The sequence below is a fragment of the Falsirhodobacter halotolerans genome (assembly GCF_022899245.1).
GTDB lineage: Bacteria > Pseudomonadota > Alphaproteobacteria > Rhodobacterales > Rhodobacteraceae > Falsirhodobacter > Falsirhodobacter halotolerans.
The window spans coordinates 2,167,872-2,191,376 of the sequence record NZ_JALJAZ010000001.1 but is presented as its reverse complement, the minus strand read 5'-3'; the positions used below and the strand labels follow the sequence as shown (position 1 = coordinate 2,191,376).

Annotated in this window: 23 protein-coding genes and 1 tRNA gene; 14 read left to right on the top strand and 10 right to left on the bottom strand. The window is 66.8% G+C overall.

Annotated features, from left to right (window positions below; all coding sequences use genetic code 11):
• From odhB to MU449_RS11385, 8 genes are all read left to right on the top strand, one after another.
• A complete protein-coding gene (odhB, locus tag MU449_RS11420) occupies positions 1–1,524 on the top strand; it encodes a 2-oxoglutarate dehydrogenase complex dihydrolipoyllysine-residue succinyltransferase (protein ID WP_244738235.1) in 1,524 nt (507 codons plus the stop codon).
• Between the two features lie 68 nt (positions 1,525–1,592).
• Entirely contained in the window at positions 1,593–1,835 is a 243-nt protein-coding gene (locus MU449_RS11415) for a hypothetical protein (protein ID WP_244738233.1), read from the top strand.
• Positions 1,836–1,837: 2 nt separating this feature from the next.
• A complete protein-coding gene (locus MU449_RS11410; RefSeq protein ID WP_244738231.1) occupies positions 1,838–2,227 on the top strand; it encodes an MAPEG family protein in 390 nt (129 codons plus the stop codon).
• Between the two features lie 12 nt (positions 2,228–2,239).
• A complete protein-coding gene (gene lpdA, locus MU449_RS11405; RefSeq protein WP_244738228.1) occupies positions 2,240–3,628 on the top strand; it encodes a dihydrolipoyl dehydrogenase in 1,389 nt (462 codons plus the stop codon).
• Positions 3,629–3,692: 64 nt separating this feature from the next.
• A complete protein-coding gene (locus MU449_RS11400; protein WP_244738226.1) occupies positions 3,693–5,066 on the top strand; it encodes a 1-acyl-sn-glycerol-3-phosphate acyltransferase in 1,374 nt (457 codons plus the stop codon).
• Positions 5,044–5,205, top strand: coding sequence for a hypothetical protein (locus tag MU449_RS11395; protein ID WP_244738223.1), 162 nt, complete (start codon positions 5,044–5,046; stop codon positions 5,203–5,205). Before MU449_RS11400 ends, MU449_RS11395 begins: the two co-directional genes overlap by 23 nt.
• A 46-nt stretch (positions 5,206–5,251) precedes the next feature.
• On the top strand, positions 5,252–6,784 hold the full coding sequence (locus tag MU449_RS11390; RefSeq protein ID WP_244738221.1) for an ATP-dependent DNA helicase: 1,533 nt from the start codon (positions 5,252–5,254) through the stop codon (positions 6,782–6,784).
• Positions 6,781–7,017: an Lrp/AsnC family transcriptional regulator gene (locus tag MU449_RS11385; protein WP_244738220.1), complete on the top strand. Its 237-nt coding sequence runs from the start codon at positions 6,781–6,783 to the stop codon at positions 7,015–7,017. The genes MU449_RS11390 and MU449_RS11385 overlap by 4 nt, the downstream gene beginning before the upstream one ends.
• Here the strand turns inward: MU449_RS11385 and MU449_RS11380 are convergent.
• A complete protein-coding gene (locus tag MU449_RS11380) occupies positions 7,014–8,072 on the bottom strand; it encodes a quinone-dependent dihydroorotate dehydrogenase (protein WP_244738219.1) in 1,059 nt (352 codons plus the stop codon). The genes MU449_RS11385 and MU449_RS11380 overlap by 4 nt on opposite strands.
• Positions 8,069–8,407, bottom strand: a complete 339-nt coding sequence (locus MU449_RS11375) for a DUF952 domain-containing protein (RefSeq protein WP_244738218.1) — start codon at positions 8,405–8,407, stop codon at positions 8,069–8,071. The genes MU449_RS11380 and MU449_RS11375 overlap by 4 nt, the downstream gene beginning before the upstream one ends.
• A gap of 115 nt (positions 8,408–8,522) precedes the next feature.
• Between MU449_RS11375 and MU449_RS11370 the strand changes: the two genes are divergently transcribed.
• Both MU449_RS11370 and MU449_RS11365 read left to right on the top strand, forming a co-directional pair.
• Positions 8,523–10,085 carry a bifunctional metallophosphatase/5'-nucleotidase gene (locus MU449_RS11370; RefSeq protein WP_244738217.1) on the top strand — a complete coding sequence of 521 codons (1,563 nt, stop codon included), beginning with the start codon at positions 8,523–8,525 and terminating at the stop codon, positions 10,083–10,085.
• A gap of 42 nt (positions 10,086–10,127) precedes the next feature.
• Positions 10,128–10,201: transfer RNA gene (locus tag MU449_RS11365), tRNA-Gly, on the top strand.
• 51 nt (positions 10,202–10,252) lie between these two features.
• On the opposite strand, the gene MU449_RS11360 is transcribed toward MU449_RS11365, so the two are convergent.
• The 3 genes from MU449_RS11360 to fabA are packed head-to-tail and all read right to left on the bottom strand — an operon-like array spanning position 10,253 to position 12,822.
• Positions 10,253–11,050 (bottom strand): enoyl-ACP reductase FabI, encoded by a 798-nt coding sequence (locus MU449_RS11360; protein ID WP_244738216.1) that lies wholly within the window; start codon positions 11,048–11,050, stop codon positions 10,253–10,255.
• 10 nt (positions 11,051–11,060) lie between these two features.
• Positions 11,061–12,287 (bottom strand): beta-ketoacyl-ACP synthase I, encoded by a 1,227-nt coding sequence (gene fabB / locus MU449_RS11355; protein ID WP_244738214.1) that lies wholly within the window; start codon positions 12,285–12,287, stop codon positions 11,061–11,063.
• 25 nt (positions 12,288–12,312) lie between these two features.
• Positions 12,313–12,822: a bifunctional 3-hydroxydecanoyl-ACP dehydratase/trans-2-decenoyl-ACP isomerase gene (gene fabA / locus MU449_RS11350; protein WP_244738212.1), complete on the bottom strand. Its 510-nt coding sequence runs from the start codon at positions 12,820–12,822 to the stop codon at positions 12,313–12,315.
• A gap of 127 nt (positions 12,823–12,949) precedes the next feature.
• Here fabA and irrA point away from each other — a divergent pair, with 127 nt between their 5' ends.
• Together irrA and MU449_RS11340 are read left to right on the top strand one after the other, a co-directional pair.
• The gene (gene irrA, locus MU449_RS11345) at positions 12,950–13,366 is read left to right on the top strand and encodes an iron response transcriptional regulator IrrA (RefSeq protein WP_244738211.1); all 417 of its coding nucleotides are present in this window, start codon (positions 12,950–12,952) and stop codon (positions 13,364–13,366) included.
• A gap of 53 nt (positions 13,367–13,419) precedes the next feature.
• Positions 13,420–14,289, top strand: a complete 870-nt coding sequence (locus MU449_RS11340) for a transglutaminase-like domain-containing protein (protein WP_244738210.1) — start codon at positions 13,420–13,422, stop codon at positions 14,287–14,289.
• Here MU449_RS11340 and epmA read toward each other — a convergent pair.
• Entirely contained in the window at positions 14,228–15,259 is a 1,032-nt protein-coding gene (gene epmA / locus MU449_RS11335; RefSeq protein WP_244738209.1) for an EF-P lysine aminoacylase EpmA, read from the bottom strand. The two genes, MU449_RS11340 and epmA, sit on opposite strands and share 62 nt — an antisense overlap.
• Before the next feature lie 86 nt (positions 15,260–15,345).
• On the opposite strand from epmA, the gene efp reads away from it, so the two are divergent.
• Together efp and MU449_RS11325 are read left to right on the top strand one after the other, a co-directional pair.
• On the top strand, positions 15,346–15,912 hold the full coding sequence (gene efp, locus MU449_RS11330; RefSeq protein WP_244738205.1) for an elongation factor P: 567 nt from the start codon (positions 15,346–15,348) through the stop codon (positions 15,910–15,912).
• Between the two features lie 147 nt (positions 15,913–16,059).
• Positions 16,060–18,615, top strand: a complete 2,556-nt coding sequence (locus MU449_RS11325; protein WP_244738203.1) for a hybrid sensor histidine kinase/response regulator — start codon at positions 16,060–16,062, stop codon at positions 18,613–18,615.
• Positions 18,616–18,651: 36 nt separating this feature from the next.
• Here MU449_RS11325 and MU449_RS11320 read toward each other — a convergent pair whose 3' ends face one another.
• From MU449_RS11320 to MU449_RS11305, 4 genes are read right to left on the bottom strand one after another with little or no spacing between them, the layout of a single operon-like run.
• A complete protein-coding gene (locus tag MU449_RS11320) occupies positions 18,652–20,406 on the bottom strand; it encodes an acetyl/propionyl/methylcrotonyl-CoA carboxylase subunit alpha (protein WP_244738200.1) in 1,755 nt (584 codons plus the stop codon).
• Positions 20,403–21,971, bottom strand: coding sequence for a 5-oxoprolinase subunit B/C family protein (locus tag MU449_RS11315; RefSeq protein ID WP_244738198.1), 1,569 nt, complete (start codon positions 21,969–21,971; stop codon positions 20,403–20,405). Before MU449_RS11315 ends, MU449_RS11320 begins: the two co-directional genes overlap by 4 nt.
• Entirely contained in the window at positions 21,968–22,738 is a 771-nt protein-coding gene (locus MU449_RS11310) for a putative hydro-lyase (RefSeq protein ID WP_342345655.1), read from the bottom strand. Before MU449_RS11310 ends, MU449_RS11315 begins: the two co-directional genes overlap by 4 nt.
• A complete protein-coding gene (locus tag MU449_RS11305) occupies positions 22,735–23,496 on the bottom strand; it encodes a LamB/YcsF family protein (protein ID WP_244738194.1) in 762 nt (253 codons plus the stop codon). The genes MU449_RS11310 and MU449_RS11305 overlap by 4 nt, the downstream gene beginning before the upstream one ends.
• Between the last annotated feature and the right edge of the window lie 9 nt (positions 23,497–23,505).

Genomic DNA, 23,505 nt, shown 5'->3' with positions numbered 1-23,505 from the left:
ATGGCCACCGAAGTTCGTGTTCCGACATTGGGCGAAAGCGTCTCCGAGGCGACGGTTGCCACGTGGTTCAAGAAAGTGGGCGACACGGTCGCCGTGGATGAAATGCTGTGCGAGCTGGAGACCGACAAGGTCACGGTCGAAGTTCCGAGCCCTGCGGCCGGCACCCTGACCGAGATCGTCGTGCCGGAAGGCGAGACGGTCGGCGTGAACGCATTGCTGGCGCAGATCGGTGAAGGCGGGGCGAAACCCGCCCCCGCCGCCACCCCGGCAAAGACGGAAGAGACCGGCGCGAAGGCCGGTTCGGGAGGAACGAAAATGGTCGATGTGATGGTGCCCGCCCTTGGCGAAAGTGTCTCGGAGGCGACGGTCGCCACCTGGTTCAAGAAGCCGGGCGACACGGTCGCGCAGGACGAAATGCTGTGCGAGCTGGAAACCGACAAGGTGTCCGTCGAAGTGCCCAGCCCCGCCGCCGGGGTTCTGGGTGAGATCGTCGCCAAGGAAGGCGACACGGTTCCCGCCGGTGCGAAGCTGGCCGTGATCAAGGAAGGTGCCGCCGGTTCGGTCGCAGCACCTGAACAGGGGGCCGCCACCTCGCCCAAATCGACCGCGCCCGCGAACGAGGCCCCGGCCGGCACGCAAGGCAAGTCGGTCGAGGATGCGCCCTCGGCCAAGAAGGCCATGGCCGAAGCCGGCTTGAACCGCGATCAGGTCCAGGGTTCGGGCCGCGATGGCCGCGTCATGAAGGAAGACGTGCTGAAGGCGATGAACGCGCCGAAGGCCGCCCCCTCCGCCGCGCCCCGCGCCGCCAGCCCGGCGGACGATGCCAGCCGCGAGGAGCGGGTGAAGATGACGCGCCTGCGTCAGACCATCGCCCGCCGCCTGAAAGAAGCGCAGAACACCGCCGCGATGCTGACCACCTATAACGAGGTGGACATGTCGGCGATCATGGCGCTGCGCAACGAATACAAGGACGTGTTCGAGAAGAAGCACAAGGTGAAGCTGGGCTTCATGTCCTTCTTCGTAAAGGCCTGCTGCCACGCGCTGAAGGAAGTGCCGGACGTCAACGCCGAGATCGACGGCACCGACGTGATCTACAAGAACTACGTCCATATGGGCGTGGCCGTGGGCACGCCCTCGGGTCTGGTGGTGCCGGTCGTGCGCGATGCCGACCAGATGAGCTTTGCCGCGATCGAGAAGAAGATCGGCGAGCTGGGCGCCCGTGGCCGTGACGGCAAGCTGTCGATGGCCGAGATGCAGGGCGGGTCGTTCACCATCTCCAACGGTGGCGTTTACGGCTCGCTCATGTCCTCGCCCATTCTGAACCCGCCGCAGTCGGGGATCCTGGGGATGCACAAGATCCAGGAACGTCCGGTGGTGGAGAAGGGTCAGATCGTCATCCGTCCGATGATGTATCTGGCGCTGTCCTACGATCACCGCATCGTGGACGGCAAAGGCGCGGTGACGTTCCTTGTCCGCGTGAAAGAGGCGCTGGAAGATCCGCGCCGTCTGCTGATGGACCTCTGAGGCGGGTTGGAAGTTGACCCATGAGGGCGCGCGATCCCCGCGCGTCCACCACGGGGAAAGGCGAGGCGATGCAACTGCTTCTTCAGATCGACACCACCGATTACGCAGGCTGGAAGGCCCGCTGGGATGACGCCGCCGAAGATCGGGCCGGATTCGGCCTGACGCAGTTGCAACTTTGGCGGGGCGCCGACGCGCCCTCCACCGTCTTTGCCTTGCTGGAAACGAACAACCCTGCCGCGGCGAAGGAATGGCTGCTGAAGGCCGAAGCTTTCGGCGGGGCCACCACCTCCCACTTCCTGAAGACGGTGTGACCATGGGAAGCGAGATCGTCGTTCTGTGCCTGGCCGGGTTTCTGCACTATGTCGCGACCTTCCTGACGGGGCGGTCGCAGGACAAGGACATGGGGCACGATTACAACATCAGCCCCCGCGACAAACCGGCTCAGTATTCCGTCCACACCAAGCGTTTGCAGCGCGCGCAGCGCAACCATGCCGAAAACCTGATGCTGTTCACCGCCGCCGTCGTGGCGGTCATGTGGTCGGGCAGCGACGGCGTCATCACGGCGGCCTGCGCCTGGATCTATCTGGCGGCGCGGGTGCTCTATATCCCCGCCTATTATTACGGTTGGGCGCCCTGGCGTTCGATCATCTTTCTTTTCGGGTCTTTGGCGACGCTGGCCATGTTTGTCGCCGCCCTTTTCTGACAGGAGTTTCTGATGGCAAGTTTCGATGTGATCGTGATCGGCGCGGGTCCGGGGGGCTATGTCTGCGCCATCCGGTGCGCGCAGCTTGGCCTGAAGGTCGGTGTGGTCGAAGGGCGTGAGACGCTGGGTGGCACCTGCCTGAACGTGGGCTGCATCCCGTCGAAGGCGCTGTTGAACTCCACCCACCACCTGCACGAGGTGCATGAGAACTTCGAGAAGATGGGCCTGATGGGCGCGAACCCCACGGTCGATTGGTCAAAGATGCAGGCCTACAAGCAGGACGTCGTGGATGGCAACACCAAGGGCATCGAGTTCCTGTTCAAGAAGAACAAGATCACCTGGCTGAAAGGCTGGGGCTCGATCCCCGAGCCGGGCAAGGTCAAGGTCGGCGACGAGGTGCATGAGGCCAAGAACATCGTCATCGCCACCGGCTCCGTCCCCGCGAGCCTGAAGGGCGTGGAGGTCGATGAGAAGACGGTCGTCACCTCCACCGGCGCGCTGTCGTTGGACAAGATCCCCGAAAGCCTGGTCGTGATCGGCGCAGGCGTGATCGGACTGGAGATGGGCTCGGTCTATGCCCGTCTGGGGGCCAAGGTCACGGTCGTCGAATATCAGGACAAGATCCTGCCGGGCACTGACGGCGATACGGTCAAGACCTTCCACAAGATCCTGTCCAAGCAGGGGTTCGAGTTCATCCTTGGCGCCGCGGTGCAGGGGACCGAGATCAAGGACGGCAAGGCCACGGTCAAATACACGCTGAACAAGGACGGCAAGGACGGCGAGATCACCGCCGACACCGTCCTTCTGGCCACCGGCCGCGTGCCCTATACCAAGGGCGTGGGCCTGGAAGAGCTGGGCGTGGAGATGCTGCCGCGCGGTCAGATCAAGACCGACAACCACTTCCAGTCCTCGGTCAAGGGCATCTATGCCATCGGCGACTGCATTCCCGGCGCGATGCTGGCCCACAAGGCCGAGGATGAGGGGATGGCCGTGGCCGAAATCCTCGCCGGCAAGCATGGCCATGTGAATTACGGCGTCATTCCGGGCGTGATCTACACCACGCCGGAAGTGGCCGCCGTGGGCCAGACCGAGGAGATGCTGAAGGAAGCGGGCCGCGCCTACAAGGTCGGCAAGTTCCCTTTCATGGGCAATGCCCGCGCCAAGGCGGTGTTCCAGGCGGAAGGGTTCGTCAAGATCCTGGCCGACAAGGAAACCGATCGCATCCTGGGCTGCCACATCATCGGGCCGGGCGCGGGCGATCTGATCCACGAAGTCTGCGTCGCGATGGAATTCGGCGCGTCGGCGCAGGATCTGGCGCTGACCTGCCACGCGCACCCCACCTATTCCGAGGCGGTGCGCGAGGCGGCGCTGGCCTGCGGCGACGGCGCGATCCACGTCTGACCTGCGTCCCCCTGCCTCACCCCGCGCAATTGCGGGGTGGGGGTTTGGCGCGTAGTGTCGCGCCATGACCGCGACCGTCGAACTGCCCCTCTGGATCCTGCTGCTGGTGCTGGCCTTCGCCGCCATTGCCGCGCTGGACCGGGTTCTGGTCCCCTCGGCCCGCTGGTATCTGCGCCGCCGGATGGAACGGATGGTCGCGCATCTGAACCAGCGGCTGGACCGTCCCATCGCCCCGTTCAAGCTGATGCGCCGTCATGACATGGTCATGCGGCTGACCCATGATGCGCAGGTGGCGGCGGCGATTTCCGAACATGCCCGCCTTTCGGCCACGCCCGAGGATGTGGTGCTGGAACGGGTGCGGGGCTATGCCAAGGAGATCGTTCCGGCCTTTTCCGCCATCCTCTATTTCGGGCTGGCGACGCGTCTGGCCCGCCGCTTCACCCGCGCCTTCTATCACGTGCAGATCGCGACGCCTGAAACGGGGCGGGACGTCGTCGACAAGGATGCGACGGTGGTGTTCGTGATGAACCACCGGTCCAACATGGATTACGTTCTGGTGACGTGGCTGGTGGCGGACCGGTCGGCCCTATCCTATGCCGTGGGGGAATGGGCGCGGATCTGGCCGCTGTCGTCGCTGGTGCGGGCGATGGGGGCCTATTTCATCCGCCGCCGGTCGCTCAGCCCGCTGTATCGTCGGGTGCTGGCGCGGTATGTGCAGCTGTCGGCGGGGGCGGGGGTGACGCAGGCGTTCTTCCCCGAAGGGGGGCTGAGCGTGGACGGGCGGATCGGCGCGCCGAAGGTCGGGCTTCTCAGCTATTTCATGGCGACGAAGGGGCGGGATCTGGTCTTCGTGCCGGTCGGCATCGCCTATGACCGCGTGTTGGAGGATCGGAGCTTGACCGACGTCTCGGCCGGAGCGCGGCGGTTTGGGGCCCGCCCGCTGCGGATCGGGGCCTTCGTGTCGCGCACCCTGTGGCGGCTGGTGCGCGGGCGGTTTCCGGGGTTCGGCAGCGCGGGCGTGGCCTTCGGCGCGCCGGTCTCGCTGCGCGCGTGGCAGGCGACGCACCCGCAGATCGCGCCCGAGGATCTGGCCCGGCACCTGATGGGGCAGGTGGCGCGCACCGTGCCGGTTCTGCCCGTGCCCCTTGTGGCTGCGGCGATTTCCCGCCGCGTGGTGACCCCGCATGGGCTTCTTTCCGCCGCAGAGCAGCTTTTGACCGAGTTGCGCAATCGCGGCGCAACGGTCATGGTGCCCGAAGACGACGCCCACGCGGCGGCCCGTCAGGGGCTGCGCGCGCTGATGCAGCGGGGCATCGTGATCGAACGTCAGGGGCGCTATGCCCCGGCGGAGGGAAAAGAGCGTTTGTTGGCCTATTACGCTGCGGGTGTTTTGCAGCAGTTGGAAGGGGACGGGGATGGAGACCACACCATCGCATGACTGGGTTCTGGATGTGCTGGGCGACCTTCTGACCTATGCGCAGGCCAACCGGCTGCCCGATCTGGCCGACGGGGTGGCCAACCTGATCCCCCGGGCCAAGGCGGAGATTGCCGCCACGCGCCCCCCGGCCAAGTTCTGACACGCCCGACTGGCGCCGCCGCGCAGGGGCGGGTATGGTCCCGCGCATGACCCTGCCCACCATCACGTTTTCCGAAGATCAGGCCGAAGCCTGGGACCGTCTGGCCGAACAGCTGTCCGGCATGGGGGTCGATCTGGCCGACGGCCACCACCGCCCCGCGGTGGAGGGCAAGTCCACCGTTCTGGCCGTGATCGGCAAGGCGGGGTCGGGCAAGACCTTGCTTCTGGCCGAGCTTTACAAGGCCATGCGCGAGGCGGGGGTGGACATCGTCTCGGGCGATTGGGAGGGGAAGAAGCGCAAGGAACGCCGCACGCTGGCCATTCTTGCGCCCACGAACAAGGCGGCATCCGTCCTGCGGATGCGCGGGGTTCCGGCGACGACGATCCACCGCATCCTCTATACCCCCGTCTATGACCCGCATTACGAAACGCTGGCCGAATGGCTGGCCGGGACCGGCAAGCGTCCCGTGGATGTGGAGGGGATGACCGAGGCCGCGCTGGATCGGGCGAAGGCGTTCTACGACACGGTGCCGTCGATCCCCGGCGCGCTGGCGGCGGCGGGATTGCGCGGATCGGACTTCATCCGCGGCTGGAAACGGCGGGAGGAACCGCTGGACATCGGGTTCGTCGATGAATCCTCGATGCTGGACGAACGCCAGTTCGACGACCTGCGCGAGATTTTCCCCACGCTGGTCCTGTTCGGCGATCCGGCGCAGTTGGCCCCCGTGGGCCAGTCCGGCCAGATGGTGTTCGAACGGTTGGGCGATCCGCGCAAGCTGATCCTGAACCGCATCCACCGCCAGTCCCAAGACAACCCGATCCTGGATCTGGCCCATGCGCTGGCTGACCCGGAGGTCGATTTCTTCCGGTTCGAGCGTCTGGTGGAGGAGGCGGCGGCGAAGGACGATCGCGTGGTGCTGGCCCAGCGGGTGGATGCCGACCTGATGGCCCGTTCGCCCGTGCTGGTGTGGCGCAACGCGACGCGCATCCGGCTGATTCAGGCCTTCCGCGCGGCCAATGGCGCGCCCGAGGATGCGCTGCTGCCGGGTGAGCCGCTGATCTGCGACGGGATCGAATTGCCGCTGAAGCATCGCAAGAAGCGCATCGATCTGGAGGCGCGGGGCCTGATCAAGGGCCAGCAGGTCATCTATCTCGGCCCCGGAAATCGGGACGGCTTTGCCCGCCTGCACGTGATCGGGGCGGAAGATCCGCTTTTGTCCGCCGCCTCGATCATCAAGATCGAAAAGCCGGATGAGGAGGAGCCGTTCATCCCCGCCGCCGCGCGGATGGGGGCCGCCTTCCTGCACGGGGCGGCGGTCACGATCCACAAGGCCCAAGGGTCGCAATGGGAACGGGTGCAGGTGTTCGCGCCCGACCTTTACGCGGCGGCCCAGGCGGGGCGGATGGAGGCGGGGTTGCCGCTGTGGAAGCGGCTTGCCTATGTTGCGATCACGCGGGCCGAACGCCAGCTTCTGTGGGTCGTCCGCAATCGTCTGGCCCGTCCGACCGCGCCCTTGGGCATCGACGATCTGCCCAAGCCCGCCCCCCGCCTGAAACTGCAAGCTGAGGAAACATCATGATCTGCGTCTTCGTCCAGTTCCGCTGCACCCCCGGCAAGACCTATAAGGTGGCCGACGCCATCTATGACCGCGAGGTGGTGTCGGAGCTTTATTCGACATCGGGCGAGTTCGACCTGATCGCCAAGGTCTATGTCCCCGAGGGCGAGGATGTGGGCCATTACCTGTCCGAGCGTCTGTTCGACATTCCGGACATCCAGCGCACGCTGACGACGATGACGTTCAAGGCGTTTTAAAGCCAGCGGTCCCGATCGGTGCCCACCGCCTCGGCCACGGTGGCGAATCCGTCGCGTTCCAGCAGCCGGTCCAGCCCTTCGGCGATGCGCGGCACCAGCGACAGGCCCTGATACACCAGCGCGGTATAAAGCTGCACCGCCGAGGCGCCCGCCCGGATCTTGGCATAGGCGTCTTCGGCCGTGCCGATCCCGCCCACCCCGATCAGCGGAATCGCCCCCTTTGTCACCGAGGACAGCCGCGCCAGGACGCGGGTCGACCGCTGGAACAGCGGGGCGCCCGACAGGCCGCCCATCTGGCCCTTCTGCCCATCCGTCAGCCCGTCGCGCGACAGGGTGGTGTTCGTGGCCACGATGCCCGCCAGGCCGGAGGCGAGGGCCACATCGGCGATCTCCTCCAGCTCCGCCTCGGACAGATCCGGCGCGATCTTGAGAAACACGGGGATCGGACGCTCCATCCGGTCCCGCACCTCCATCACGCCCGCCAGAAGGGCGGTCAGCGCGGCGCGGCCCTGCAGGTCGCGCAGGCGTTCGGTATTGGGGGACGACACGTTGACCGTCGCGAAATCGACATGCGGGCCGCAGCAGGCCAGAACGGCGGCGAAATCGGCGGCGCGATCCTCGCTCGTCTTGTTGGCGCCAAGGTTCAGACCCACCGGCACCGCGCCGCGCGGGCGCATGGCCAGACGCGCGCAGATGGTGCTGGCGCCTTCGTTGTTGAAGCCGAAGCGGTTGATCACCGCGCGGTCGGCCTTCAACCGGAACAGGCGCGGCTTGTCATTGCCCGCCTGCGGCTGCGGTGTGGCGGCCCCGACTTCCAGAAATCCGAAGCCGGATCGCATCAGGGGGGACAGCGCGGTCGCGTTCTTGTCGAAGCCCGCCGCCAGACCCACCGGATTGATCAGCCGCAGCCCTGCCACCTCGGTCGCCAGACGCGCGCCGGTCACCGGGCCGGGCAGGGGAACAAGGCCCGTGCGCAGCGCCTGCAGCGACAGGCCATGGGCGCGTTCGGGGTCCAGACGGTGCAGGGCGGCAAGGCCGATACGCTCAAGGCTCATATGACACCTTCGGGAAAGATATGCCCGACCGCGCCCAGGGGCAGGGACTTGTCCCAGACCACATCCGTCAGGCGCAACGGGCGATAGAGGTGGGGAAACAGCGCCCCACCGCGCGACGGCTCCCATTTCAGGGCGGGGCCGAGGGCTTGGTCGTCCAGCGCCAGAAGCACCAGATCGCGTTCCCCCGCGAAATGTTTCGCCGCCGTTTCGGCCACCTGCGCCGAGGTGGAGATGTGGATGTAGCCATCCGCCAGATCGACGGGGGCACCGGCGGTTTCCCCGGCGGTGCGGAACGCATCCCATTCGGGGCGACGGAAGATCTTGTAGATCAGCATGATGTCTCTTGCGCCCTTTCGCGGGCTTGGTCAATCCCCGCCCATGGGCCTAAGCCTTTGACAGATGGGGCTTGACGTCCCACTGTGCGCGCATTGCCAAATGACGGAGCCCCTGATGCGGACCAACCTTTTCGCCACCGCGGCGGTTTTTGCCCTGTGTGCGGGTGCGGCACATGCCGATTTCACGCTGACCATCCTGCACACCAACGACGTGCATGACCGGTTCGAGCCGATCACCTCGTCCTCCTCCACCTGCGCGGCCGAAGACAACGCGGCGGGGGAATGTTTTGGTGGCGTGCCCCGTCTGGTGACCGCCGTGGCCGAAGCGCGCAAAACCTATGGCGACAACGTGGTGCTGCTGGATGCGGGCGACTGGTTCCAGGGGACGCTGTTCTACACCCGTTACAAGCACGCGGCGGCGGCGGAGTTCATGAACACGCTCGGCTATGACGCGGTGGCCGTGGGCAACCACGAATTCGATGACGGGCCGCAGGAACTGGCCGCGCTGGTGGAGGCGGTCGACATGCCGCTTCTGGCCGCGAACATGGATGCGACGGGGGATGCGGACCTGGACGGCCGGGTTGCCGCCCATACCATCCTGGAGGTGGGCGGGCAGAAGATCGGCGTCATCGGCCTGACCCCGCAGGACAACCCCGATCTGGCCAGCCCCGGCCCCGACGTCACCTTCGCCGATCCGGTCCCGGTGGTGCAGGCGCAGGTGGACGATCTGACCGCGCAAGGCATCGACAAGATCATCCTGCTGTCCCATTCCGGCTATGCCATCGACCAGCACATCGCGGAGAATACGACCGGCGTCGACGTGATCGTCGGCGGGCACAGCCACACGCTGCTGTCGAACACCGATGAGGCGGCGGCAGGCCCCTATCCCACCGTGACGAACGGGGTGCAGATCGTCACGGCCGAGGCCTATACCAAGTATCTGGGCGAATTCACCGTCACCTTCGACGATGCGGGGCAGGTGATTCGCACCGAAGGCGCGCCGCGTCTGCTGGACGCCAGCGTGGCCGAAGATCCCGAGGCCCTGGCCCGCGTGCAGGAACTGGCGATCCCCTTGGAAGAGATTCGCCGCAAGGTCGTGGGATCGACCACCGCCCCCGTGGAAGGGGACCGGACGGTGTGCCGCGTGATGGAATGTTCGATGGGCAATCTGGTGGCCGATGCGCAGCTGGCGCGGGTGGCCGATCAGGGAGTGCAGATCTCGCTCGTCAACAGCGGAGGCCTGCGCGCCTCCATTGATCAGGGGGAGGTGACGATGGGCGAGGTGCTGACCGTGCTGCCCTTCCTCAACACCCTGTCGACCTTCGAGATCACCGGCGCCGAACTGCTGGAAGGGCTGGAAAACGGCGTGAGCCAGATGGAAGAGGTGGGTGGACGGTTCCCGCAGGTGGCGGGCATGACCTATGCCGTCGATCCGGCAGCCGCGGTGGGTGCGCGCATCAGCGACGTCATGGTGGGGGACGCCGCGCTCGACCCCGAAGCGACCTATCTGGCTGTGTCCAACAACTATGTCCGCAATGGCGGCGACGGCTATACCGTGTTCGAGGACGCGCGGAACGCCTATGACTACGGTCCCGATCTGGCGCAGGTGGTGGCGGAATATCTGACCGCGCATCCCGACTACACGCCCTATACCGATGGGCGCATCACGGTGAAATGACGGTTGCGCCCTCCGGTGGGAGGGCGTATATCCCCCCTGAGCGCGGGCGTTGTGTAATGGTAAGACCTTAGCCTTCCAAGCTAATGACGCGGGTTCGATTCCCGCCGCCCGCTCCATAAAACTCCCCCCAGATACGAAAAAGGGCCGGCAGTGCCGACCCTTGCGCCTCAGTGCCCGTTCAGATGATCGGGCTGCGGCATTCCCAGGACGTGATACCCGCCATCGACGCGGATCGTCTCACCCGAGGTCATCGCGCCGTAATCCGAGGCGAGATAGACCGCCGTCCCGCCGATCGTGTCCAGCGTGGCGTTCGCCCGCAGCGGCGCGTTGGTTTCCGTGTGCCGGAACGTGGCGCGCGCGCCCGCGATGGCCGCCCCGGCCAATGTCTTCATCGGGCCGGGGGAAATGGCGTTCACCCGAATCTTCTGCGGACCCAGATCGTTCGCCAGATACAGGACCGACGATTCCAGCGCCGCCTTCGCCACGCCCATCACGTTGTAATAGGGGGTGACGCGGGACGACCCCTGATAGGTCAGCGTCATCAGCGACCCCCCGTCGGGCATCAGATCGGCCGCGCGTTTGGCCACGTCGATGAAGCTGTAGCAGGAGATGGTCAGCGAATTGCGGAAATTTGCGCGGCTGGTGTCGATGAACCGCCCAGCCAGCTCGTTCTTGTCGGAATAGGCGATGGCATGGACCAGAAAATCGATGCTGCCCCATGTGTCCTTCAGGGTGGCGAAGGCCGCATCCATGCTGTCGTCGTTCATCACGTCCACATCCAGCAGGATGGACGATCCGACCGTTTCGGCCAAGGGGGCCAGGCGTTTGCCGAACGCCTCGCCCTGATAGGTGAAGGCAATTTCCGCGCCTTCCGCCGCCATGGCGCGGGCGATGCCCCAGGCGATGGACCGGTCGTTCGCGACCCCCATCACGACACCGCGTTTCCCCTTCAAAAGCTCGGCCATTGGCGATTCCTTAGCGATATTTGCTCATGACAAGCGTGGCGTTGGTTCCGCCGAAGCCGAAGCTGTTGGACAGGACTGAATCGAGTGTGACGTTTTCACGCAGCTTTGTCACGATCTCGCCCTCGTGAAGTTCCGGATCGGGCGTCGTGACATTGGCCGAGGCGGCGATGAAATCGCCGTTCATCATCAGCAGCGAATAGATCGCCTCATGCACGCCGGTCGCGCCCAGGCTGTGCCCGGTCAGCGATTTGGTGGAAGCGATGAGCGGGGTGGATCCGTCGCCAAACACGCGGCGGATGGCCTTCACCTCGGTGATGTCGCCCACACCGGTCGAGGTGCCGTGGCTGTTGATATAGTCGATCTTGCGCCCCTCGGGCAGGGTGGACAGCGCCAGCCGCATCGACCGTTCGCCGCCCTCGCCCGAGGGGGCGACCATGTCATAGCCGTCCGAGGTCGCGCCATAGCCCGTCACCTCGGCATAGATCTTGGCGCCGCGCGCCAGCGCGTGGTCCAGCTCCTCCAGAACCACCACACCGCCGCCGCCCGCGATCACGAAGCCGTCGCGCGTCGCGTCATAGGGGCGGGAGGCGGTTTCCGGCGTGTCGTTGTATTTCGACGACATCGCCCCCATCGCGTCGAACAGGCACGACAGCGTCCAGTCCAGTTCCTCGCCGCCGCCGGCGAACACCACGTCCTGCTTGCCCAACTGGATCTGTTCGACGCCGTTGCCGATGCAATGGGCCGAGGTGGAGCAGGCGGAGGTAATGGAATAGTTCACGCCCTTGATCCCGAACGGCGTGGCAAGGCAGGCCGAGTTCGTGGAGGACATGCAGCGCGTCACCATGAAGGGCCCCATGCGTTTGGGGGCCTTCTTCTCGATGACGATGTTATGCGCTTGAAAGAAGTTCGAGGTGGACGGCCCGCCCGATCCCATGATCAGGCCGGTGCGGGGGTTCGAGACGTCGGATTTTTCCAGCCCCGAATCCGCGATCGCCTGCTCCATCGCGATGAAGTTGTAGGCGGCCCCCGGTCCCATGAAGCGCAGATCGCGCTTGTCGATGTGATCTTCCAGCACGATCTGCGGCATGCCGTGGACCTGGCTGCGAAAGCCGTGTTCGGCATATTCGGGGGAAAAGACGATGCCCGACCGGCCCGCCCGCAACGAGGCTTCCACCTCGGACGCGGTGTTGCCGATGGGCGAGACGATGCCGATGCCGGTGATGACGACGCGACGCATGAACGTGTTCCTTTCGCGTATCGGGTCAGCTCTCGGAGAGAGCGACCTTCATGTCCTTGACCTGATAGATGACCTCGCCATCCGCCTCGACGCGGCCATCGGCCACGCCCATGGTCAGGCGGCGGGTTTGAACGGCTTTGGTGAAATCGACGTGATATGTCAGCAGCTTGCGGTCAGGGCGGACCATGCCGGTCAGCTTGACCTCGCCCACGCCGAGGGCATAGCCGCGCCCCTGCCAGCCGCGCCAGCCCAGGTTGAAGCCGGTCAGCTGCCACAGCCCGTCCAGACCCAGGCAGCCGGGCATGATCGGATTGCCGGGGAAGTGGCAGGCAAAGAACCAAAGGTCGGGATGGATGTCGAACTCCGCCACGACATGACCTTTGCCATGCGCACCGCCATCGCCCGAAATCTCGGTGATGCGGTCCATCATCAGCATCGGCGGTTCGGGAAGCTGGGCATTGCCGGGGCCGAACAATTCGCCCCGTGCGCAGGCCAGAAGTGCTTCCTTGTCGAAACTCGTCGGATAGTCGGCCATCAGGCTCCCCTTGAAATGTCGGACTTCCTCTATCACCGCAGGCCGATGGGTGGCAAGTGCGGGGGGGCGGCCCGCCTTGAATCCGGGGGGCGATTGGCGGTATAGGGGGCGGGAAAGGCGGCGCTTCATGACCCAGACGGCAATCGAACGCGGAACGACTTGGCTGGCCAAGGGCAACCTGCGCCCCACGCGGCAGCGGCTTGCGCTGGCCCAGCGGTTGGTGGGCGACGGGCAGAACCGCCACGTCACCGCCGAAAGCCTGTTCGCCGCCTGTTCGGAGGCGGGGGATCGCGTCAGCCTGGCCACCGTCTACAACACCCTGCGGGCCTTTTGCGATGCGGGCCTGATGCAGGAGGTGATCGTGGACGGGGCGAGAAGCTATTTCGACACCCGCACCGACGATCACCCGCATTTTTTCTGGGAGGATTCGTCGGATCTGACCGACGCCCCCGCCGACCAGCTTGAGATCACCCGCCTGCCCGACGCGCCGCAGGGCGCCACGATCAGCCGGGTGGATGTGGTGATCCGGCTGCGGCGCGGATAAGGAACCTTTGACCGCACCGACCGTTATGCGTCCGATCTTTCGGAGACATTTTCATGCTTATTCGGTTCGGTTACGACATTTCCGTCGGCTGTGCGCAGCCCACCCATTTCCTGACCCGGATGGCCGTGCGTCCCGAACGGCGCGCCGACTTCGTCGATGCGGAGGACATCCGCCTGACCCCGGATGTGCCGTTTGAGACGTTCGAGGATTCGTTCGGCAACATCTGCCTGCGCTTCACCGCGCCCGCCGGGGAAACGCGCATCCGCTGCACCGGCCTGATCCACGATCACGGCGAGGCCGAGCCGGTCGTTCCCCATGCGGGCGAGACGCCGATCGAACAGCTTCCGGCAGACGTCCTGCAATATCTTCTGCCCAGCCGGTATTGCGAAAGCGACAGCCTCGCCCCCTTCGCGTGGGACCGGTTCGGCCACCTTCCCCAAGGGTGGGCGCGGGTGCAGGCGATCTGCGATTTCGCTAACGGGCAGATCAAGTTCGATTATCAGAAAGCGTCCGCCACGCGCACGGCACAGGGGGCGATCACCGACGGCTATGGCGTGTGCCGCGATTTCGCGCATACGGCGGTCGCGCTCTGCCGCGCCATGTCGATCCCCGCGCGTTATGTGAACGGGTATCTGGGCGATATCGGCGTGCCTTATGGCGGGCCGATGGATTTCTCGGCTTGGTTCGAGGCGTATCTGGATGGGCAATGGTATGCGTTCGATGCGCGTCACAACACGCCGCGCATCGGGCGCATCAACATCGCCGTGGGGCGCGATGCCGCGGATGTGGCGATGCTGCACAGCTTCGGCCCGCACGACCTGCACGATTTCCTGATCGTGTGCGAGGATGCGGAGAACCCGGCTACCCCCCCGGCGGGGTCCACTGCACCATCCCCACATGCGGCGCCGCCGTCGCAAGCATGACCAACCGGTCGAAGCCGAGGGCGATGCCGCTGGCGGGGGGCATATGCGCCAAGGCCGCCAGCAACCCTTCGTCGATGGGATAGCGTTCGCCGTAACGGCGGGCCTTCTCCTCCATCTCGGCCACGAAGCGGCGGCGCTGTTCGTCCGGGTCGGTCAGTTCGCCGAACCCGTTCGCCAGTTCGACGCCGCAGGCGTAAAGCTCGAACCGCTCCGCCTCACGCGGGTCGGTGGCGCGGCGGGCCAAGGCGGCCTCCGGCGCGGGATAGCGGTCGAGGATGGTCGCCCGCCCATGGCCCAGATGCGGCTCCACCTTCTCGGACAGGACGCGCGACATGAGGTCGGACCATGTATCGTCGGGCGCGAAACGCACATCGCCCATCTGCGCGGCCAGCGCATCGCGGTCCGGCTCTCCCTCATGCGGTATGGTGGCCAGAAGGTCGATGCCGGCGTGGCGGTCGAAGGCCTCGGCCACGGTCAGGCGTTCGGGCAGGGCGAAGGGGTCGCAGATGACCTCTCCGTGGCGCAGGCTGTCCCCCCCCGCCGCCCGCGCGGCCACCGCCAGCATCGCCGCGCAGTCGTCCATCAGGGTGCTGTAATCCTCGCCCACGCGATACCATTCCAGCATCGTGAATTCGACCGCATGGCGCGGCCCCCCCTCGCGGTTGCGGAACACGTGGGAAAAGGCCGCGATCCGTGTCTCCCCCGCCGCCAGCAACTTCTTCATCGCGAATTCGGGCGAGGTGTGCAGATAAAGGCCACGCCGCGACAGGTCGGGGGCCACAAGGTCGGTGGCAAAGGCGTGCAGATGCGTCTCGTTCCCCGGGCTGGTCTGAAGCTGCGCGGGATCGACCTCGGTGAAGCCCTGATCGTCCAGCCATGCGCCCAAGGCCCGGCGGATGCGGTTGCGGGCCAGCAGGGCCGGGCGGCGGTCGGCGTGGCGGTCGGGATGCCACCAAGGGGTGTCGGTCATGCGTTCGGGCTTCCGATTTGCGGCGACATGCGCTATCTCACGCGGGATTTCCCCGGAAACGGGGCCCGCCTTACAAGGATATTCCTGTGAAAGTCATCGCATCCTCGCTCCGCAAGGGCAACGTCGTCGAGATGGAGGGCCGTCTTTACGTCGTCCTGAAATCCGAAAACTTCCACCCCGGCAAGGGCACGCCCACGACCTCGGTCGATATGCGCCGCATTTCGGACGGTGTGAAGGTGGCGGAGCGGTGGCGCACCACCGAGATGGTGGAAAAGGCCACCGTGGACGAACGCGAATACGACTTTCTGTATGAGGACGGCGAAGGCTACCACTTCATGGAGCCTGCGACCTATGAACAGCTGGCCGTGTCCCCCGACGTGATCGGCGACGACGCCTGGTTCCTGACCGAAGGCGCCAAGGCCTATCTGCAGACGTTCGAAGGCGTGGCCATCGCCATCAACCTGCCGCAGCGCGCGACGGTCGAGATCGGCGAGACGGAGCCCGTGGTGAAGGGGCAGACGGCCTCGTCCTCCTACAAGCCCGCGATGTGCACGAACGGGCTGCGCGTCATGGTGCCGCCGCATATCGGCGCGGGCACGCGGATCGTCATCAACACCGATGACAAGACCTATGTGGAACGCGCCAAGGACTGAGGCGACCAGCCCCCTCGCGGTTCCCGCGCGCGATTGAAAAATGCCGCGCCCTCCACCTGTTCGGGGGGTGGGCGCCCCTTATATGACACGATGAACAAGCGCCGGCCCCCAGCATCGCACGGGCCCCCATTTCCAGGTTACACGCCCGTGAACAGTGCCACCCTGCGTCCGCTTTGGCTGTCCGGTGACAGCGCCACCGCCACCCTGATCGCGGCATTCGACTGGTCCACCACATCGCTGGGCCCGATCAAGGGATGGTCGGCGCATCTGTGCTCGACCGTGGACACGCTGGTCAATTCGCCCATCCCGAAGGTTCTGATCTGGGGGCCGGATCATCGGCTGATCTACAACGACGCCTATTGCGCGATCATCGGTGACCTGCACCCGGACGCCATGGGCGGTTCGATCGAGACCGCGTTCCCCCGCAGCTGGGATTTCAACCGCGCCATGTTGGAAAAGGGCATGGCGGGCGAGGCGCAGGTCTTTCCCAACCGCACCGTGACCCTGACGCACGACGGCGTGACCGAGGATTTCTCCTTCTATGTCTTCTGCACACCGGTGCGCGAACAGGACGGCCAGATGGGCGGGGTGCTGTGCACCGCGCTGGACATGACGCCCATCCTGCGCGCCCAGATGGTGGAGCGGCACAGCAACGAACGCTTCGCCGCCGCGGTGGACGCGGTGCATGGCGTTCTTTGGACCAATTCGCCCGAAGGGCGGATGACGGGCGAACAAACCGGCTGGTCGCGTTTGACCGGTCAGCGGTTCGAAGAGTATCAGGGCTTCGGATGGGCCGAGGCGGTCCATCCCGATGACCGCGACGCCTCGGTCGTGGCTTGGCGCGAGGCAGTGGCCGCGCGTGGCGTGTTCGTGCACGAACATCGCGTGCGCCGCGCCGATGGCGAATGGCGGTATTTCGCGATTCGTGGCGTACCGGTGACGGAAGAGGACGGGACGATCCGCGAATGGGTCGGCATCCACACCGACATCACGGCGCAGCGCGTGGCCGAACTGGCGCTGATGAACCATGCCGACGATCTGGCCCGCCAGGTCCGCCACCGCGAACGCGCCGAGGAGCAGTTGCGCAGCCTGAACGAGACGTTGGAAACCCGCGTCATTCAGGCGGTGGAGGAACGTCGTCAGGCCCAGACCGCGCTGGCGCAATCCCAGAAGATGGAGACCATCGGCAAGCTGACCGGCGGCGTGGCGCATGATTTCAACAACCTGCTTCAGGTCGTGTCGGGCAACCTGCAGCTTTTGTCGAACGACGTTACGGGCAATGACCGCGCCGAACGCCGTGTGGCCAATGCCTTGGCAGGCGTGGCGCGGGGGGCCAAGCTCGCCTCGCAGCTTCTGGCGTTCGGGCGGCGGCAGGCGCTGGAACCGCGCGTCGTCAACGTCACCCGTTTCGTGCGGGGGATGGACGACATGCTGCGCCGCGCCATCGGCGAGGGGATCGAGATCGAGACGGTGGCCAGCGGCGGGCTATGGAACACCTTCATCGACCCGACGCAGATCGAGAACGCGCTGCTGAACCTTGCGATCAACGCACGCGATGCGATGGACGGGCAGGGCAAGCTGACGATCGAACTGGGCAACACCTGTCTGGACGACACCTATGCCCGCAACCATGACGAGGTGGCGCCCGGCCAATACGTCATGCTGGCCGTGACCGATACCGGCAGCGGGATGACCCCCGAGGTTCTGGAAAAAGTGTTCGAGCCGTTCTTCTCCACCAAGGGGGAGGGGAAGGGGTCCGGTCTGGGCCTGTCGATGGTCTACGGCTTCGTCAAGCAGTCGGGCGGGCATATCAAGATCTATTCCGAGGTGGGGCATGGCACGACCATCCGCCTCTATCTGCCGCGCGCGATGCAGGCCGAGGATGTGGAGGTCGTCACCGTCAACGAGCCCGTGACCGGCGGCACCGAAACCGTGCTGGTGGTCGAGGATGACGAGGAGGTTCGCGCCACCGTGGTCGATATCCTGCGCGATCTGGGCTATTCGGTGCTGAAGGCCGTGGATGCGCAATCGGGGCTGAACGTCATCGAAAGCGGCGTGAAGATCGACCTTCTGTTCACCGATGTCGTGATGCCCGGCACGTTGAAAAGCCCGGAACTGGCGCGCATGGCGAAGGAACGTCTGCCGAACCTCGCGGTGCTGTTCACCTCCGGCTATACCGAAAATTCCATCGTGCATGGCGGGCGGCTGGATGCGGGGGTCGATCTGATCTCCAAACCCTATACCCGCGAGGCGCTGGCGCGGAAGATCCGTCACGTTCTGGGCAATCAGGCGCAGCGCGATCTGGCAACCCTGCCGCCCGACCCGCCCGAGCATGTCGAACCCGTGACCGGGGCCGTCACCATGCTGGTGGAAGACGACGCCCTGATCCGCATGAGCACGGCGGACATGCTGGAGGACATGGGGCACACCGTCGTGGTCGCCGCCAGTGCGGAAGAGGCGCTGGTCCTGATGCAGGGCCATCCGGTGGAGATCCTGATCACCGACATGAACCTGCCGCGGATGACGGGTCTGGATCTGGCGGACCGGGTGATGAAGGACCGCCCCGGCATGGCGATCGTTCTGGCCACCGGCGACACCTCGGTGAAGGCCGATCATGTGACGCTGCTGCCCAAGCCCTATGCACAGGGGCATATCGCCGCCGCCATTGAGCAGGCGCGCCAGCGGCATCTGGCGAAGGCCTGACATGGACCGCCCCCCGGATCGGGGGGCGTTCGTTTTTCAGACGATGCGGGCCAGGGGCGCATCGAAGCCCAACGTGTCGCCCGCCTTGGCGATTTGCTCCAGCCGGCCGGCCTTCGGGGCCTCCACGCGGGTTTCCATCTTCATCGCCTCCATCACCGCGATGACCTCGCCTTCGGCCACATCGGTGCCGTCCGCCACCTGCCACAGCGTCAGGGTGCCCGCGACGGGGGCGGGGACGGTGTCCTGATCCGCGGGCGTTGCCGGAACCACGGGCGCATCGCCCTGCGGCAGGGCCGACAGCAGCCCCTGCGGCAGCCCCAGTTCATGCCGCTTGCCGTCGATCTCGATCGCCACGCGCAGCATCGGCGCGGCGTTCGGGGCGGTGACGCGCGGATGGGCCGCCATCTCGGCCGCCAGCGCGTCGGCAAAGTCCGTCTCGATCCAGCGGGTGTGGACGCGGAAATCGATCGTGAAGTCGGCCTGTTTCAGCACCGCCTTGTGGAACGGGATGACCGAGGCCACGCCCTCCACCCGAAACTCGTCCAGCGCGCGGGCGGCGCGGGCCAGCGCCTCGGCCCGTGTGGCTCCGGTCACGATCAGCTTGGCCATCATCGAATCGAAATTGGCCGCGACCGCGCCGCCGGTGGTGACGCCGCTGTCCATTCGCACGCCGGGGCCGGATGGCGCCTCCCACAGTGTGATCGGGCCGGGGGTGGGCAGGAAGCCGCGGGCGGGATCTTCGGCGTTGATGCGGAATTCGATCGAATGGCCGCGCGGGGCGGGCGTCGTGTCATCCGTCAGGCGCGCACCCGCCGCCACGCGGATCATCGCGCGGACCAGATCGATGCCGGTGGTTTCCTCGGTCACCGGATGTTCGACCTGAAGGCGGGTGTTCACCTCCAGAAAGGACAGCGTCCCGTTTTCCGACAGCAGGAACTCCACCGTGCCCGCGCCGGAATACCCCGCCCTGGCGCAGATGTCGCGGGCCGAGGACAGGATGCGGTCCGTCATCGCGGGATCGAGGAAGGGGGCGGGCGCCTCCTCCACCAGTTTCTGGTTGCGGCGTTGAAGCGAGCAGTCGCGGGTGCCCAGCACCTTCACCGTGCCGTGGCGGTCGGCCAGAACCTGCGCCTCGATATGGCGCGGGCGGTTCAGGAACTGCTCGACAAAACATTCGCCCCGGCCGAAGGCCGAGACCGCCTCGCGCGTGGCGCTGTCGAAAAGCTCTTCCACCTCCTCCAGCCGCCACGCGACCTTCATGCCGCGCCCGCCGCCGCCATGCGCGGCCTTGATCGCGATGGGCAGGCCGTGCTGCTGGGCAAAGGCCAGCGCCTCGGCCCCCGTGACCGGCCCGGGGGACCCTGCGACCAGCGGCGCGCCGACCTGCTCCGCGATGCGGCGGGCCTCGATCTTGTCGCCCAAGGCCTCGATCACCTGCGGGTCGGGGCCGATCCACACCAGACCCGCCGCCATCACGCCTTGCGCGAAATCGGCCCGTTCGGACAGAAAGCCATAGCCGGGATGGATCGCATCCGCCCCCGCCCGGGCCGCGATGGCCAATATCTTGTCCGCGTTCAGATAGGTGTCGGCGGGCTTTTCCCCCTCCAAGGCAAAGGCCTGATCGGCGGCCCGCACGAAGGGCGCATCGCGGTCGGCATCGGCATAGACGGCGATGGATTCGATGCCTTCGTCACGGCAGGCGCGGATCACGCGCAAGGCAATCTCACCCCGGTTGGCAATAAGGATGCGGCGAAGGGGGCGCGGGTCCGCGCCGGTTTGGAACAGGGTCATGGAGTATCCGGCTTGAGGGGGGCGAAGGGGGCGGCCGCGATGAAGCGGATGCGCGCCCCCGGCGGGATTTGCGCGGCCAGATCCAGCGCCTGCGGCAGAACCGTGGCGATGACCGGATAGCCGCCGGTCAGGGGGTGATCGGCCAGAAAGAATACGGGCTGGCCGGAATGGGGGATCTGGATCGCGCCCGTCTCCGTCCCTTCGGACGGCAGTTCGCGGGCGTCGCGGGTCAGCGCCTGCCCCTCCAGCCGCATCCCCACGCGGGAGGAGAGGGGTGAGACGGTCCACTCCTGCGACAGGAACGCCTCCACCTGATCGGGGGGGAACCAGTCGGTGCGGGGGCCGAGCGTGACGGGGATTTCCACCACCTCGCCCACGGCGGGCAGGGGCGCGCCTGGGGCGGGCGTCGGATCGGTCGCGGCGGCGGGCGCATGGGCCAGGGGCAGAACGGACCCGTTGCCCAAAGGCTCCGGCCCGATGCCCGCCAACGTGTCGCGGGACGCGCTGCGCAGGGCCAGGGGCGCGTCAAATCCACCGCGCACCGCGAGATAGCTGCGCATCCCACGTGTGGGCGGGGGCAGGATCAGAACCTCGCCCGCGTCCAGCGCGAACGGGCGGGTGGGGTCCACGGCGATGCGGGTGCCGTCCGCCTCGATCTCTGCCGCCGTGGCCGCACCGTCCAGCGCCAAGGTCACCGGCTCATCGACCGACAGACGGGTGGGACCGAACGTGATCTCCAGCGCCGCAGCGCCGGAGGGGTTGCCCACCCGGCGATTGGCGCGGCGCAGCGCGCCGATGTCCAGCGCGCCCGCGCCCGACACGCCCTGACCGCCCTGACCGGGGCGGCCTTCGTCCTGCACGGTGATCGGAAAGGCGGTGGAGACGACCCTCAGCCCGCGCGTGGCGGGGGCGGGGTGCGGCGCGGGGGCGGGCGGTTGCGCCGCCTTTTCCACGAAGCGCACCCGCTGGCCGGGGGCCAGAAGCGCGGGTGGCGAACGGGTCAGGTCGAACATCGGCACCGGCGTGCGCCCGATCAACTGCCACCCGCCGGGTGATTCCAGCGGATAGACGCCCGAGAAGCGCCCGGCCAGCGCCACCGACCCTGCCGGGATCCGCGTGCGCGGCGAGGATCGGCGCGCGATGTCGAACCGCGGATCGTCGCAGGTCATATAGGCGAAACCGGGGGCGAACCCGCAGAACGCCACCTGCCATGTCGCCGCCTGATGCGCGGCGATGACTTCGGGCACCGACAGGCCCATCAGAGTTGCGACTTCGGCCAGATCCTCGCCGTCATAGGTGACGGGCAGGTCGACGACCTCGGCCGTGTTCAGGGTGGGGGCGGTGCCGGGGGGCGGCGCGCGGGACAGGATGGCGGCGGCCAGCGCGCCGTCCGCCGCCACGCCCACGCGGGTGCGCACCATCAACGTCTGCGCCGCCGGCACGATCTCCAGCACGCCCTCGATCGGGTCGGCGTTCAGGGCGTCGAACAGGGCCAGCGTCCGGTCCAGATCGGGCAATTCGACCAGCAGCGTGCGCGGGCCGACGGGAAGAAAACGAAGGGTCATACGTGCCAGACCGTGTCGGGAATATCGGTGATGAACATGTGCCCGGGCGCGTGGGTGATCGCAAACGGCACGCCCGAGGCCATGACGGCGGCCTGCGGGGTCACGCCACAGGCCCAGAAGACGGGGATCTCCCCCTCGCGCACCGGGACCGCGTCGCCGAAATCGGGGCGCGACAGGTCGGCGATGCCAAGGGCCGCCGGGTCGCCCACATGCACCGGCGCGCCATGCACGGCGGGATAGCGGGCGGTGATCGTGGCTGCATCGGCCACCCGGTCGGCGGCGATGGGCCGCATGGAGACGACCATCGGCCCCTGCATCCGGCCTGCGGACCGACAGGGCCGCGTCGTGCGATACATCGGCACGTTGGAGCAATGGGCGATGTGGCGCATCTCGATCCCCGCCGCCATCAGCGGCGCCTCGAACGTAAAGGAACAACCGATCAGGAAGGTGACCAGATCGGGGTGTTCGCGCCAAGCCTCGGTCGCGTCCGGCACCTCGGCCGTCAGCGCGCCGTCGCGCCAGATGCGATAGAGCGGCAGGTCGCGGCGCAGATCCGCCCCCTCCGCCAGCGCGGTGTCAAAGCGCCCGGCCTCGGTCACGTCCAGAACGGGGCAGGGCTTGGGGTTGCGCTGGGCGAACAGCAGGAAATCCCACGCCCAGTCCGCAGGAAGGGAGATCATGTTGCACTGGGTGAAGCCCGGCGCCAGCCCTGCGGTGGGGGCCACGTGACCGTCGCGGCACATCCGGCGTGCGTCCTGCGGGGTCATGCAAAGCTCCGAATTTTGACCCCGCCCGCCACCAGCGCCGCGCGCACGCGGGCGGCCATGGCGACCGCGCCGGGGCTGTCGCCATGGATGCAGATGCTGTCGGCCTGGAGGGTAAGGGTTGAGCCGTCGATGGCCTCGATCACCCCGTCCGTCGCCAGGCGCAGCATCCGCGCGGCCACGGTGTCGGGATCGTGCAGCACCGCGCCCGCCTGCTTGCGCGACACAAGCGTGCCTTCGGGCGTATAGGCGCGGTCGGCGAACGCCTCGGCCACCACGGGCAGGCCCGCCGCCCGCGCGCGGTCCAGGATCGGCGCGCCCGCCAGCCCCATCATCACCAGCGTCGGGTCCACCGCCAGCATCCCTGCGATCACCGCATCCGCCTGCCGCGCGTCGCCTGCGATGGTGTTGTAAAGCGCGCCATGCGGTTTGACATAGGTGACGCGCGTGCCCGCCGCCGCCGCCAGCCCGCGCAGTGCGCCGATCTGATAGATGACGTCGGCGGTCAGGTCTGCCGAGGTCACATCCATGTTGCGCCGTCCGAACCCCACCCGGTCGGGATAGGAGACATGCGCCCCCACCGCCACACCGCGTTCGGCCGCCTGTTTCAGCGTGGTCAGGATGCCCGCCGGATCGCCCGCATGAAAGCCGCAGGCGACGTTGGCGGAACTGACGATGCCCAGCATCGTCGCGTCGTCCCCCATGGTCCAGGCGCCGAAGCCTTCGCCCAGATCGCTGTTCAGGTCGATATGCGGTGTCATGCGGTGTTC

Bases quoted from the DNA above. Each gene is read 5' to 3' on its own strand.
- odhB (WP_244738235.1), top strand. From the start codon at position 1: ATGGCCACCGAAGTTCGTGTTCCGACATTGGGCGAAAGCGTCTCCGAG.
- MU449_RS11415 (WP_244738233.1), top strand. From the start codon at position 1,593: ATGCAACTGCTTCTTCAGATCGACACCACCGATTACGCAGGCTGGAAG.
- MU449_RS11410 (WP_244738231.1), top strand. From the start codon at position 1,838: ATGGGAAGCGAGATCGTCGTTCTGTGCCTGGCCGGGTTTCTGCACTAT.
- lpdA (WP_244738228.1), top strand. From the start codon at position 2,240: ATGGCAAGTTTCGATGTGATCGTGATCGGCGCGGGTCCGGGGGGCTAT.
- MU449_RS11400 (WP_244738226.1), top strand. From the start codon at position 3,693: ATGACCGCGACCGTCGAACTGCCCCTCTGGATCCTGCTGCTGGTGCTG.
- MU449_RS11395 (WP_244738223.1), top strand. From the start codon at position 5,044: ATGGAGACCACACCATCGCATGACTGGGTTCTGGATGTGCTGGGCGAC.
- MU449_RS11390 (WP_244738221.1), top strand. From the start codon at position 5,252: ATGACCCTGCCCACCATCACGTTTTCCGAAGATCAGGCCGAAGCCTGG.
- MU449_RS11385 (WP_244738220.1), top strand. From the start codon at position 6,781: ATGATCTGCGTCTTCGTCCAGTTCCGCTGCACCCCCGGCAAGACCTAT.
- MU449_RS11380 (WP_244738219.1), bottom strand. From the start codon at position 8,072: ATGAGCCTTGAGCGTATCGGCCTTGCCGCCCTGCACCGTCTGGACCCC.
- MU449_RS11375 (WP_244738218.1), bottom strand. From the start codon at position 8,407: ATGCTGATCTACAAGATCTTCCGTCGCCCCGAATGGGATGCGTTCCGC.
- MU449_RS11370 (WP_244738217.1), top strand. From the start codon at position 8,523: ATGCGGACCAACCTTTTCGCCACCGCGGCGGTTTTTGCCCTGTGTGCG.
- MU449_RS11360 (WP_244738216.1), bottom strand. From the start codon at position 11,050: ATGGCCGAGCTTTTGAAGGGGAAACGCGGTGTCGTGATGGGGGTCGCG.
- fabB (WP_244738214.1), bottom strand. From the start codon at position 12,287: ATGCGTCGCGTCGTCATCACCGGCATCGGCATCGTCTCGCCCATCGGC.
- fabA (WP_244738212.1), bottom strand. From the start codon at position 12,822: ATGGCCGACTATCCGACGAGTTTCGACAAGGAAGCACTTCTGGCCTGC.
- irrA (WP_244738211.1), top strand. From the start codon at position 12,950: ATGACCCAGACGGCAATCGAACGCGGAACGACTTGGCTGGCCAAGGGC.
- MU449_RS11340 (WP_244738210.1), top strand. From the start codon at position 13,420: ATGCTTATTCGGTTCGGTTACGACATTTCCGTCGGCTGTGCGCAGCCC.
- epmA (WP_244738209.1), bottom strand. From the start codon at position 15,259: ATGACCGACACCCCTTGGTGGCATCCCGACCGCCACGCCGACCGCCGC.
- MU449_RS11320 (WP_244738200.1), bottom strand. From the start codon at position 20,406: ATGACCCTGTTCCAAACCGGCGCGGACCCGCGCCCCCTTCGCCGCATC.
- MU449_RS11315 (WP_244738198.1), bottom strand. From the start codon at position 21,971: ATGACCCTTCGTTTTCTTCCCGTCGGCCCGCGCACGCTGCTGGTCGAA.
- MU449_RS11310 (WP_342345655.1), bottom strand. From the start codon at position 22,738: ATGACCCCGCAGGACGCACGCCGGATGTGCCGCGACGGTCACGTGGCC.
- MU449_RS11305 (WP_244738194.1), bottom strand. From the start codon at position 23,496: ATGACACCGCATATCGACCTGAACAGCGATCTGGGCGAAGGCTTCGGC.